This is a genomic window from Curtobacterium pomorum, assembly GCF_044497295.1.
Lineage (GTDB): Bacteria > Actinomycetota > Actinomycetes > Actinomycetales > Microbacteriaceae > Curtobacterium.
Genome location: NZ_CP172409.1, coordinates 425,175 through 437,462 on the forward strand (window position 1 = coordinate 425,175; position 12,288 = coordinate 437,462).

Annotated in this window: 9 protein-coding genes and 1 tRNA gene; 3 read left to right on the forward strand and 7 right to left on the reverse strand. The window is 71.9% G+C overall.

Features of this window, described 5'->3' with window-relative positions; translation table 11 throughout:
• Positions 1-48: 48 nt before the first annotated feature.
• The 6 genes from bla to ACGH48_RS02170 form a co-directional block, all read right to left on the reverse strand.
• Positions 49-1,020, reverse strand: a complete 972-nt coding sequence (gene bla / locus ACGH48_RS02145) for a class A beta-lactamase (protein WP_396290013.1) — start codon at positions 1,018-1,020, stop codon at positions 49-51.
• 26 nt (positions 1,021-1,046) lie between these two features.
• Positions 1,047-2,057: an ornithine cyclodeaminase family protein gene (locus ACGH48_RS02150; protein ID WP_396290014.1), complete on the reverse strand. Its 1,011-nt coding sequence runs from the start codon at positions 2,055-2,057 to the stop codon at positions 1,047-1,049.
• Positions 2,054-2,956 carry an ABC transporter substrate-binding protein gene (locus ACGH48_RS02155; protein ID WP_396290016.1) on the reverse strand — a complete coding sequence of 301 codons (903 nt, stop codon included), beginning with the start codon at positions 2,954-2,956 and terminating at the stop codon, positions 2,054-2,056. The genes ACGH48_RS02150 and ACGH48_RS02155 overlap by 4 nt, the downstream gene beginning before the upstream one ends.
• 80 nt (positions 2,957-3,036) lie before the next feature.
• Positions 3,037-4,485 carry an MFS transporter gene (locus ACGH48_RS02160; protein ID WP_396290017.1) on the reverse strand — a complete coding sequence of 483 codons (1,449 nt, stop codon included), beginning with the start codon at positions 4,483-4,485 and terminating at the stop codon, positions 3,037-3,039.
• A 116-nt stretch (positions 4,486-4,601) separates the two neighbouring features.
• Positions 4,602-5,219 (reverse strand): GntR family transcriptional regulator, encoded by a 618-nt coding sequence (locus tag ACGH48_RS02165; protein WP_123310594.1) that lies wholly within the window; start codon positions 5,217-5,219, stop codon positions 4,602-4,604.
• Between the two features lie 14 nt (positions 5,220-5,233).
• Positions 5,234-5,307, reverse strand: a tRNA-Gly gene (locus ACGH48_RS02170).
• Positions 5,308-5,505: 198 nt separating this feature from the next.
• Here ACGH48_RS02170 and ACGH48_RS02175 point away from each other — a divergent pair.
• The 3 genes from ACGH48_RS02175 to ACGH48_RS02185 all read left to right on the forward strand — a co-directional run bounded on the left by ACGH48_RS02175 (position 5,506) and on the right by ACGH48_RS02185 (position 10,114).
• On the forward strand, positions 5,506-6,624 hold the full coding sequence (locus tag ACGH48_RS02175; RefSeq protein WP_123310592.1) for a DUF6177 family protein: 1,119 nt from the start codon (positions 5,506-5,508) through the stop codon (positions 6,622-6,624).
• Positions 6,614-6,961, forward strand: coding sequence for a hypothetical protein (locus ACGH48_RS02180; RefSeq protein ID WP_396290018.1), 348 nt, complete (start codon positions 6,614-6,616; stop codon positions 6,959-6,961). The genes ACGH48_RS02175 and ACGH48_RS02180 overlap by 11 nt, the downstream gene beginning before the upstream one ends.
• A gap of 168 nt (positions 6,962-7,129) precedes the next feature.
• The gene (locus tag ACGH48_RS02185) at positions 7,130-10,114 is read left to right on the forward strand and encodes an Ig-like domain repeat protein (RefSeq protein ID WP_396290019.1); all 2,985 of its coding nucleotides are present in this window, start codon (positions 7,130-7,132) and stop codon (positions 10,112-10,114) included.
• Positions 10,115-10,194: 80 nt separating this feature from the next.
• Here ACGH48_RS02185 and ACGH48_RS02190 read toward each other — a convergent pair whose 3' ends face one another.
• Positions 10,195-12,255 (reverse strand): cytochrome c oxidase assembly protein, encoded by a 2,061-nt coding sequence (locus ACGH48_RS02190; protein ID WP_123310586.1) that lies wholly within the window; start codon positions 12,253-12,255, stop codon positions 10,195-10,197.
• Positions 12,256-12,288: the final 33 nt, after the last annotated feature.

Below are 12,288 nucleotides of genomic sequence, written 5' to 3' on the forward strand. Positions count from 1 at the left end.
ATGACGCCGTGTGACGCGGTGCAGAACGGCGGCCGTCGCCCCGGTCGATCAGCGGTCGAACGCGTCGAGCACCGCTGCGGCCGACCGCGCCACCAGGGCGTCGTCGTAGGCGGCGTCGCGGTCGTTCCGCGTGGTCAACACGGAGAGCACGATCGGGTCGCCGTCGGGCGGCGTGACCCGTGCGACGTCGTTCCGGATCCCGCCCGCGCCACCGGACTTGTCCACGACGACCCAGCCGTCGGGCGCACCGGCGCGGATCAGGGCGTCGCCGGTCGCGTTGCCGCCCATCCAGTCGACCAGCAGCGCGGTGTCGGCACTGCTCAGGGTGCGGCCGTCGAGCACGGTCGCCAGGGCCGCGGCGAACGCCGCCGGGGTGGTGGTGTCCTCGGTGCTGCCCGGCTCGATGGTGTTGAGGTCCGGCTCGCCGTGGACCACCTCGGTCGTGGTGTCGCCGAGCTCCGCCAGCGCGGCGTCGAGGCCGCTCGGACCGCCGATGCGCGTGAGCACGAGGTTCAGGGCCGTGTTGTCGCTCATCCGGACGGCCGCCTCGGCGAGCTGCTCGTACGACAGCCCGTCGGCGACGTGCTGCTCGGTGACGGGCGAGTACCCCGCGGCCGCGACGTCCGCTGCCGTCCAGTGCACGACCTCGTCGCGGGCGTCCGTGGGGACGGAGCGCAGGAACTGTGCCGCGGCGAACACCTTGATCGTGGAGGCGTAGCCGAACCGACGGTCGCCGTTGTACGCGACGGTCGCACCCGTGACGGTGTCGGTCGCGACGACGCCGACCGTGGCGTCGTACTCCCGCTCGAGGGCCGCCAGTGCTCGGCGGACCGCGGCGGTGGTCGCGGCGTCCACCCGGGGCGCCGCCGTCCCCGTCGCCGGGGTGCTCGTCGGCGTGCTCGTGGCCCGTCCGGTCGACGTGGCCGAGGCGGTCGGTGCACCGGGGCCGCCACCGGAGCACCCGGCGAGGACGAGCACGGCGACGGTGCCGCCGACGACCAGGGGGAGAGCACGGCGCATGGGAGCACCCTGCCGCGCGACCCTGGTCAGCGGCCGGGAACCACCGTCCCGGCCCTCGCCACGGCGACCGGAGTGCCGACGCCCCGTTCGCGTGCGAGGTCGATCAGCCGGGCCGCGACGGCGAGGTCCTGCGCGCCGAGACCGACCGAGTCGAACACGGTGATCTCGTCGTCCGCGGTCCGGCCGGGTGCACGCCCGGCGACCACCTCGCCGAGTTCGGCGGGGTGGAGGTCCGGCGGGAGCGCCCCCTCGACGACGGCCTCGAGCAGGTCCCCGGACTTCGTCCAGGCGGTCGCCCGGCTGTCGACGACGACCGTGCCGCGTGCCATCGCCGCACCGTCGAGCTCCCGGTGCGTCGGGCGGGGACGGGCCCCGACCGCGTTCACGTGCTGGCCGGCGTGCAACCAGGCACCGCGGACGACGGGGTCGACCGAGGGCGTCAGGGTGCAGAGCACGTCGGCCTCCTCGACCACGCGTCGGGCCTCCGGCACGATCACGCACCGCCGGGCGACGTCCGGTCCGACGGCTTCGAGGAACCGCGTGACCGTGCCCGACGAGCGGGACCACAGGACGATCCGCTCGAACGGTCGCGTCGCCTCGAAGGCACGGACGTGCTCCACGGCGAGGTTGCCCGCGCCGAGGATCCCGAGGGTCCGGCTGCCCGGGCGGGCGAGGTGCTTCGTCGCGACGACGGTGGTCGCCGCGGTCCGTGCCCGGGTGATCGTCATGCCGTCGAGCACGGCGACGCACTCGCCGGTGACCGACGAGGAGACCAGGATCGTGGACCGCTGCGTCGGCAGTCCCCGCGCAGCGTTGTCGGGGACGTCGGCCATCAGCTTGACGGCGACGAGGCCGAGCCGGTCGGAGCGCACGGCCATCGGCAGGAAGAGCGCGTCGTCGGCGCCGGTCAGTGCGACCGGCGCCGGCTGCTGCACCGCGCCGGTCCCGAGGTCGGCGTGGATCGCCTCCACGGCCCCGACGACGTCGACGGCATCGATGAGGCCGGCGACGTCGGCGGCGCCGAGGACGACGGTCACGACGCGCGGACGGCGGTCGGTGCGCCGAGCAGTTCCTCGAGCGACGGGGTGTGGGTCGTGAGGCCACCGTCGAACAGGATGCGCATCCAGCGGTCGGAGGCATCGCGGTCGACGACCGCGGAGTCCCAGACGCCCCCGGCAGCCATCTCGTCGGCGGCCCGTCGCAGCAGGGCGGCGTCCTTCTCCGGCCACCGCGCGGCGAGCACGGCCGCGATCTCGGCGTCGGCGTCGCCCGCGGTGATCTTGGCCATCGCGGCGGCGATGCCGTCCATGAACCGGTCGACCCGGTCGCCGAGTTCGTCGATGCGGTCCGTACGCGTGTAGTAGACGCTGTTCGGCATCACGCCACCGGCGTCGAGGTGCCGGAAGACGATCGTGCCCCCGCCGGCGGCGACGAGTTCCTGGGCGGAGACGAGGTCGAGGATGATCGCGTCACCGAGCCCGCCCTGGTACAGCTCGATGAGCATGGCGGTCGACAGGTCGCGGACGAAGCGGGTCGCCGCGACGTCGAACCCGGCCTCGCGGATGAGTCCGGCCGTGAACTCGTACGGGGCGCTGCCGCCGGCGCCGGGCGCCAGGACGACCTTGCCGGCGAGCCAGTCCAGCGTGATCGGGGCCGTCTCGTCGCGGGCGACGATGGTCATCGGGAACCCGTGGTTGAGTTGTCCCACGACGGACAGCTTCCGCGGGGTCCCGGCGTACATCGCGGGGACCCACAGACCGCCGAGCGCGAGGTCGGCCTCGTGCGAGTCGATGTCGTCGAGGACGCCGGTCCACGGGTCGCAGGCCTTCGCGGTGACGGACAGGCCGCGCTCGGCGAACAGACCGCCGACGTCGGCGACGTACTCGGGCAGGTAGTTGAGGCCGTTCGCGGTCGCCGAGATCTTCAGGGTGTCCATGGTGTGCTCCGATCGTGGGGTGGTGGGCCGGGGTGTCCGGCCCACCGGGGTGGTGCGGTTGGTACGGGTGGTCAGGTGGGTCAGGCGGTGGTGGTCGACAGGGCGTTCTCGTTGACGTCCTCGAGCGAGCGGCCGCGGGTCTCCGGGGCGAAGCGGGAGGCGATCACCAGGACCGCGTACATCACGGCGGCGAGTCCGAAGACGCCGGCGAAGGCCCACGACCCGTACAGCGCGATCGCGGCGAACGGCATGACCGCTCCGGCGATGTTGCCGATGCCGTTGACGATCGAGGCGCCGGAGGCACGGATCGCGGTCGGGTAGACCTCGGCGGTCCACGCCGCGAGGGTGGTGTTCGTCAACATCGTGAAGAACTGGAACAGGGCGCCGAGCGCCAGGATCGCGGCGGTGTCGTTGCCGAACGCCGCGAACGCCAGGGCGGTGAGGCAGCCGAGGATGCCCGCGACGGCGATGAGGGGCCGTCGTCCGACGCGGTTGGCGAGGAGCGCCGCCGCCGTGCACCCGAGGAGCGATCCGATGTTCATGATCATCGTGTAGAGCAGGCTCTGCGACACCGTGTAGCCGCGCTCGACGAGCAGGGTCGGCATCAGGAAGTTCAGCGTGACCTGCACGCCGAAGGCCATCCACGAGGCGACGCCGATCGCGATCGTCCGGCGGAGCACGAGCTTGTGGAACACCGCTGCTGGTGACGAGTGCAGGGCGACCGGGGGCAGGTCGGCCGGCGTCAGGCGCACCGGGGGAGCGGCGTCGGCGGGCGGGGTGAGCGTGTTCGAGGCGAGGATCGCGAGCGAACGGTTCGCTTCGTCGACCCGGCCCTTCGACAGCAGCCAGCGAGGCGTCTCGGGCAGCTTGCGGCGGTACAGGACGACGAACAGGGCGGGGATCGCCAGGATCACGAACGTCCAGCGCCAGACGTGGTCGTCGCCGCCGAGCGGGACGGCAAGTGGCCCGAGCAGCAGCAGGAACAGGCCGTAGGAGATGAAGTTGCCGATGCCGCCGGCGCCGACGTTGATGGTGGCGATGAGGCCGCCGCGGTACTTGGTGGCCACCATCTCGGACAGCATCGCGATGCCGATCATGAACTCGCCGCCGACGCCGATCCCGACGATGAACCGGCTGACGAGCAGCATGTCGAAGTTGAAGGAGACGGCGCTGAGGAGGCCGCCGAGCGTGTAGACGAGCAGGTTGAGCCCGAGCGAGAACCGCCGACCGTACTTGTCGGCGAGCCAGCCGGCCAGGAACCGGCCGACCAGGCCACCCAGGACGGTGGCGGTGTTGATCGTGGAGAGCTGGACGTCGCCGATGGCGAGCGAGGCCTTGATGTTGGTGGCCATCGCGCCGATGGAGTTCTGTTCGAGCGTGTCGAAGAACTCCCCGGCGAGGATGAGCATGAGGACCCAGAACTGGGCCCGGGTGAAGCCGATCGAGTCGAGGGCGGATCCGATGCCGCCCTCGGGCCGGGCAATGGACGCGGTTCTGGTTGGTGCGGTGGAGCGGGTTACAGCGGACATTCGTAACTCCAGCGGGGGAAGAGTGCGGTGGGTGCACCGTGTGGTCACTCTTTTGTATACGAAAAGCTGTTTCGGGCTGGTTTCCGGCGGACTACGTTCTCGTTTTGTATACGTTCCTACGGGTTCAGGGCCCGGTAGATCGCCTCGTCGCGGCGCAGGTGCTCGTCCATCAGCAGTCCCGCTTGCACCGAGGCGCCGCGGAGGATCGCACCGGCGACGGCGGTGTGGTCGTCGCTGCTCGACGCGACCTCCTCCTGTGTGACGCGCTCGAAGGCCCAGGCCGTCTGGTGGATGAGGTGGTCGATCATCGTCTCGAGCCGGCCGTTCCCCGAGGCCCGCGCCACCAGCCCGTGGAACGCGAACCGCGGCGACTGCGCGGCCTCGACCTCTTGGTCGGACCGTTCCTCGTGGCCGACGGCGCGGAGCAGGTCGGCGCACTCGCCACCCTGGCGACGAGCGGCGAGCTCGGCAGCCAGTACCTCGAGCCCGCGGCGGATCTGCATGAGCTCGATGACCACCTCGGTCGAGGAGTCGGCGACCCGGACGCCCTTGAACTTCTCGGACTCGACGAAGCCCTCGGTCTCCAGCTGCCGGAGGGCCTCGCGCACCGGGACCCGCGAGACGCCGAAGCGCTCGGCGAGGACGTCTTCCTTCAACCGGGAGCCACGTGCGAGCGTGCCGGCGATGATCTCGGCCCTGATCGCCTTGAGGACAGATGCCGGCTTGGACTCCACAGCACGATGCTAGTTGGAGCGAGTGACGGGAATCGAACCCGCGCTACCAGCTTGGGAAGCTGGAGTTCTACCATTGAACTACACTCGCGCGCCCCGCAGAACGGGACTCGGCAAGCCTAGCGGATTCTCGCCTGGAAGCCAGCCGACCGCGCACCGTACGCCTCCTGCCGGGCGTGTGTCGTGCCTCCCGAGTCTCCGCTGTGAGCACGCCAGCCTGACGGACAGGTGTCGTCCTCGTGTGTACCGTCCAGGGAGTTCCAGCGCCGAAGAACCCGAGGAGGACCGGATGGTCAGGCATCCCCTCATCGACGACGTGGTCGGTCCCGCCATCGTGGTCGAGTCCGCCTCGCCGGTCGTGTGGCTGACCGACGCGCTCGCCTCACTGCTCCGCCGATCGGCGGACGCCGGCCGCACGGTCGTGCTGCGGACCGGACGGGAATCCGCGATCACCCCGGCCCTCCGGCACGCGCTCGGGGCGTACGGAGCCGCGTGGGCCGTCGCGGACTTCGACGGCACGCTCCGGGACGGCCGGACGGGCGTCGCCGCCTCGGGCATCGAGGACTTCGTGCACCGCGGTCCCGAACTCGTCGGCACACCGTCGCCCGAGCACCCCGTCTCGGCGGACTCCGTCCGCCAGATCAGCATCGACCTGACCCTCCGCCACCACGCCGAGCGCGCCGTGGACATGGGATCCGCGATCGAGGCCCTGTGCCACACCGTGGGGACCTGCCCCACCCGCTGGGGCACCGCCGAACCACTCACCGTGCCGTGGGACCGCTGGGTCGTCACGCAGTACGCCAAGCACGAGGCGCCCGGGGTGTCGACGTCGTACGCCGTGGGCGAGGGCTTCTCCGCCACCATGACCGCTCACCTGGTCGGTGGCGTCGTCGTCGAGACGATGTCCGCCGTGCTCACCGTGCCCGAGGAGAACACCGACCCGGAGCTCGCGAACCGCCTGTTCGACGCCGTCCAGCAGGTCGCTGACCAGGTGGTGCCGGTCTTCGGTGTGGTCATGCAGCGCCGCGGAGACGCCGACCACCTGGTCCGCGCGGTGTCGCACGGCGAGCCGTCGCCGCTCGCCGTCGTCGTCGGGCCCGAAGCATCCGAGTTCCTCGACCGCGACGGGGTCTGGCCGCCGCCGCGCACAACGACGGCGACGTTCGGCACCCGGTCCGGGGCCGACGGCGACCGGAGCGAGGACGGCGACACGGACAGCGCCGACGGCGGCATGATCGTCCGGTTCGAGGACGGCTGGGAGGCCCTCGAGTCCTTCCTCGACCGCATCGACGAGGACCGCTTCCTGCAGCTCGTCGGCGGAGCACCGCTCGATCCCGCCCACGACGAGGGCACGCTCGACGGGCACGTGCGGGACGCCCGGGTGACGGGCGGTCACGGTGCCCCGTGACGTCACCATCCTCTGCCGTCGACCGGTCGAGACACGGGAGGTCGCCGAGGCGCTGCTCCTGCACGACGAGTCCTGGGGCGTCCGCGCCCTCGACGACGGCCCGATGCTGCAGGTCTGCCGCGACGCCACCCACCCGGTGATCACGGTGCTCGGGGTGCGGCGGGTCGACTCGTTCGACGAGGTCGAGCGGATCCTGCCGGACGCCCCCACGCTCGCGACGCCGCTGTGGTGGGTGGACACCGTCACCCCCGCTGGCTCCGACGGCGAGTCCGGGATCTCTGCGGCGCTCGAGGCCGCACTGGACCTCGACGCGGTCTGCATCGTCCACGGCGACTGACGGAGCGGGTCGTCGCGGGGATCGGCCAGGCCGTGCCCCCAGTTGTGGTGAGAACTCAGGTTTCGAGACCCGCGGGTACCCAAGGCCGCTCTACGGTGTGAGGACCCGAGCCGACGAGCCGGGCGAGCACGCTCCTCGTCGGCACCCTTCTCACTGAACAGGGCTCCAGTGCGTACACACCACCAGGGGCGCGCCGTCGCGCGCGCTCGCAAGATCCTCACCGGCGTCGTCGTCGCCGGACTCGCGGGCATCGCGCTCGTCGGGGTCGGCGCGACCACCGCATCCGCCGCGGCCCCCGCGCAGACCACCTTCGTGAACGAGGGGTTCACCGGCGCGAGCGCCGGCAACGCCTACATCCTGCCGTCGACGCAGTCCGGTGCCGCGAACGTCGCGTGCCTGACGGCGAAGCCGTCCGCCGGCTCCTCGAACACCGGCTCGGTCCCGACCTGCGCGGGTGCCACGGACGCCGACGGCAGCGGAGCGCTCCGCCTGACCGGTGCGGTGAACAACCAGGCCGGTGGCCTGGGCGCGAAGCAGTCCGTGCCGATCACCAAGGGCATCGACGCGGTCTTCGACAGCTACCAGTACAACGGCTCCTCGGCCGACGGCATCGTCTTCTACCTCGCCGCCACCGATCCGTACAACCCGACCGTGCCGGCGAAGATCGGCTACCTGGGTGGTTCGCTCGGGTACAGCGCGAGCACCACGAACACCGCGCAGGGCCTGTCCCACGCGTACCTCGGCATCGGCCTCGACCGCTACGGCAACTTCGGCAACCGCCAGTTCGGCGGCACGGGGTGCGCGTCCGACCAGGCGACGAACGGCACCCTCACGCCGAACGCCGTCACGGTCCGTGGCCCCGGCGACGGCGGCACCGGCTACTGCGTGCAGTCCCGCACCGTGGTCAACGGCTCGCTCAACAAGACCGGCGTCACGAACCGCGACCAGGCCAAGGTCCCCGTCGAGATCGTGATCAACCCGACGGCATCGACGCTCGCGGCGCAGGAGAACACCGCGGTGTCCGTCCCCGCCGGCCAGTACGCGGTCGTCTTCACGTCCATCGGCGGCACGCAGCAGATCGTCCGGGGCGCTCTGCCGAAGCTGACCGCCGGCAACGCCGCGAACGTCGATCCGTCGTGGGTCGACCCCGCCACCGGCTACCCCTACAAGCTCACCTACGGCTGGGTCGCGGGCACCGGCGGACAGAACGACATCCACGAGGTCAACTACCTCCGCACCACGACGGCCGCCGGTCCGGTGCCGGTGCTGACCGCCAGCACGGGAGGCACGGCCACCGTCGCGCACGCCGGTTCCGGCGCGTACACGGTCACCCCCACCGTCTCGGCCGACGGTGGCTCCGAGTCGCAGCTCGTGCGTACCACCACCACGTTCCCGGCGGGCGTCACGCCCGACGTCTCCGGCGTGACCGGTGCGGGCTGGACCTGCCAGCCGCCCGTCGGGCAGGTCGTCACGTGCGACCAGGCCGTCGACGCCGCGTCCCCCCTGGCCGCTGGCACCGAGCTGCCGACCCTCTCCATCCCGTACTCGGTCACCGGCGCAGCGCGCACCGCGACGATCTCCACCGTCCTGGCGTCGACCGACGCCGAGGCGGTCACCGTGACCCGCGCCCTGACCGTCGAGCAGCAGGGCACGACGCTCACGGTCGCCGACGCCACCGCGACCGTCGGTGACACCGCCACGCTGACCGCGAAGGTCGGCTCCTCCGTGGAGTCCGGCGCCACCGCACCCACGGGCTCCGTGGTCTTCACCGACACCGAGTCCGGCGCCGAGCTCTGCACGGCGAAGATCGTCGACGGCGCTGCCTCGTGCGACGTCCCGACCTCGAAGGTCGGTACGACCGGGGTCACCGCCTCGTACCGGGGAGACGCCGACCACACCGGTGCCACCGGCACCGCGGCGCTCACCGTGACCAAGGTCCCCACCGAGGTCACGGTCCAGTCGACCCCGACGTCCGCCGCCTACGGCGAACGGATCACGCTCGACGTGACCGGCCTGGGCTCCGGTTCGGAGACGGTCGCCGCGCCGACCGGCACGGTCGAGTACCGCGAGGGCTCCACCGTCCTGTGCACGGCGACGCTCCCCGACACGAGCTGCGTGGCCGAGGGTCTCGGCGCCGGCGCGCACACGGTGACCGCCGTCTACTCCGGCGACGCGCTGCACGCCGACTCGACCTCGGTCGCAGTGGACCTGACGGTCCGCAAGGCATCGACGACCATCGGCACCCAGCCCGGTACCGGTGGTGGCGACCCGAGCGACGGCGGTGACCCGAGCGACGGCGGCGAGCCGACCGCACCCGACACCACGGTGACGGTCACGCACGGCGAGACCACCACGCTCGACACCCCGAACGTGCCCGAGGACGCCACCGGCACCATCGAGTACGTCACCGACGACGGCACCGTCCTGTGCACCGCGACGCTGCCCGACACCACGTGCGCGATCCCGTCCGACCTGCCGGGTGGCACGTACACCGTGCACCCCCGCTACAACGGCGACGACAACTACGAGGCCGCCGACGGTGCGCCGTTCGAGCTGGTCGTGACCGCGCAGTCGACGGAGCTCGTGGCGAGCACCGACGCGACGGCTCCGGTCGTCGGCTCGAAGGTCCGCCTGACCGCGTCCGGCCTGCCCACCGGCGCGACCGGCACCGTGACCTTCACGGCCGCGGACGGGACCGTCCTGTGCTCCGTCGCCCTGCCCGACACGAGCTGCGAGACCGACGCCCTGTCGGTCGGCACGAACACGGTCACTGCCGCCTACAGCGGTGACGCGTCGTTCGCGGCGTCGAGCAGCGCGCTCGTGATCGTCGTCGCGGCGCTCCCCGTCGTCGAGCCGACGCCGGGGCCCACGGACGAGCCGACCGCGCCGTCGTCCTCGGCGCCCGCTCCGGCACCGTCCGCCTCGGCTGATCCGTCGGCGACGGCGGCACCGGTCGTCCCGTCGGCATCGGCCACCGCGTCCGCCACGCCCGCACCGACCACCACCGGTGCGCTCGCGTTCACGGGCTCGCCGGTCGCCGTCGGCACCGCCGTGGCACTGGCGGCGGCACTGCTCATCGCGGGCCTGGCACTTCTGATGGTCCGTCGCACCCGTACCGCTCGCGGCGCGATCGCCGACACCACCGCGGAGTAACGGACTGCACGACGCGGACGGCGCCCCGGGCAACTGCCCGGGGCGCCGTCCGCGTTCGAGGAAGGTGCGTCGCGCGACCGTCAGTCGCGGCGCGCGCTGTCCGACGCGTTGATCGCCGCCAGGCGTTCGTTGTACGCCTTCAGGTCGGCGTCACCGTCGCGCTCGGCCTTGCGGTCGAGCCGCTTCGCGTCACGCTTGTCCGTCCGGATCCAGTTCCGCACCACGAGCAACGCCACGAAGACCATGGGCAGCTCGGAGGCGCCCCAGGCGATGCCGCCGCCGGTGTGCTGGTCGTCGAGCAGCGCCGCGTCGTTCGTCTGGCCGAGGGCGTGGAACCAGTCGATCGCGAACACCGACTGCGAGGTCATCACGGCGACCCCGAAGAACGCGTGGAAGGCCAGCGTCGCGAGCAGCGCGATGATCAGGATCGGGTACGGCGGACGCTTCGGCCCCGGGTCGACGCCGACGAACACCCAGAAGAACAGGTAGCCGCTCAACACGAAGTGGACGACCATCGCCACGTGCCACTCGTGCGACTGCATCGCCGCCTGGTACGCCGGCGTGAAGTAGAACACCACGAGCGACCCGGCGAAGATGACACCGGCGACGGCGGGCTTGCCCATGAACTGCATGTACCGCGAGTGCACGAAGAGCATGAGCCACTCGCGGGCCCCGCGGGAGCCGTCGTTCCGGACCGGCAGGGTGCGCATGGCCAGGAGCACCGGACCACCGAGCACGAGCGGCAGCGGCACGAACATCATGAGCAGCATGTGCTGGACCATGTGCGACGAGAAGTGGATCATGCCGTACACGGCTGGGCCGGCCGAGGTGGTCCAGATGAACAGGGCGCAGCCGATGACCCACGCGATGGTGCGCCCGACGGGCCACTTGTCGCCGCGCTTCCGGAGCTTCCGCACGGCGAGCAGGTACCAGACGGCCCCGACGACGGCGAGCCCGAGCCACACCCAGTCGATGTGCCACTGCGTCAGGTAGGTCTGCATCGTCTGCGCCGGCGGGAACGGGAACCCGATCAGTCCGGAGCGGGTGTCCTCACCGGTCTCGGGCGTCTGGGGGATCGGCGGCTGCGAGCGGGACACGGCGACCGAGACGCCGATCGCGACGGCCATGAAGACGATCTCGGCCAGCGCGAACCGGGTGAACCGGCGACGGTCGAGCGGCGCGCGGAGCAGCCCGGGCACGAGCTTGCGGCGCTGCACGACGCCGGCGATCCCGAGCAGCACGAGGATGGTCGCCTTGACCGTGATGAGCGCGCCGTAGGGGGTGGTGACGAGGTCGAGCGGACCGGTCAGCCGCAGCGAGGCGTTGACGATGCCGGAGAACGCGACGGCACCGAACGACCAGCCGGCCAACGTCGAGTAGCGGGAGACCACCCGTCCGGTCGCGCCCTTCGTGCGGGTGCGCAGCAGCACCACGGCGACGAGCCCACCGGCCCAGACGCACACCCCGATCAGGTGGATCGCGAGCGAGTTCACCGCGTTGGCGTGCTCGAGCGAGCCGGCGGCGTGGCCGGACAGCGCCAGGGGGAGCAGTGCGAAGAGACCGAACACCGTGGCGACGGCGAGCGTCGTGACCCGGGTGGCGAACGCGGCGATCACGGTCGCGATGAGGATCGCCGCCGCCGAGACCACGAGCGCCTGACCGATCTCGACCTGGAACGCGAACAGCATGAAGTTGCGGGCGAACACCGGACTGGTGAGCGGGACGCCGAGGGTGTTGGCGCCGGTCAGCACGACGGTGACGGCAGCCGCGAGGAACCAGACCGATCCCGTCGCCGCCGCCCAGCGCGTGGCGCGGTGCTGCACGCTCGAGAGTGCCCGGTGGTCCTTCTTCTGCGCCGGCAGCGCGAACGCGGCGACGATGAGCAGGCCGACCGTCAGGGCCGCCATGGTGTCGTGCACCACGCGGGCGATCGGCAGGCCGTACTCGACGACGTCACCGGCGGACACCAGCTGCTGGTTCGCGGTGAACGCTCCGGTGATCGTCAGCCCGAGGAGCGAGCACGCGACGGCGAGCGGGATCGCGACGACCAGCACGGTCGCGACGGTGGACGTGCGTGCGGTGACGGGCGCGGATTCCGGCGCCGGGCCTCCGGGCTGGGTTGCGGGGGACGTGACGGTCATCAACCTTGTTCCAGGGACGCGTGCGTCCGCGAG

Excerpts from the sequence above, each read along its gene's own strand:
- bla (WP_396290013.1), bottom strand. The coding sequence starts at position 1,020 with ATGCGCCGTGCTCTCCCCCTGGTCGTCGGCGGCACCGTCGCCGTGCTC.
- ACGH48_RS02155 (WP_396290016.1), bottom strand. The coding sequence starts at position 2,956 with ATGGACACCCTGAAGATCTCGGCGACCGCGAACGGCCTCAACTACCTG.
- ACGH48_RS02160 (WP_396290017.1), bottom strand. The coding sequence starts at position 4,485 with ATGTCCGCTGTAACCCGCTCCACCGCACCAACCAGAACCGCGTCCATT.
- ACGH48_RS02175 (WP_123310592.1), top strand. The coding sequence starts at position 5,506 with ATGGTCAGGCATCCCCTCATCGACGACGTGGTCGGTCCCGCCATCGTG.
- ACGH48_RS02190 (WP_123310586.1), bottom strand. The coding sequence starts at position 12,255 with ATGACCGTCACGTCCCCCGCAACCCAGCCCGGAGGCCCGGCGCCGGAA.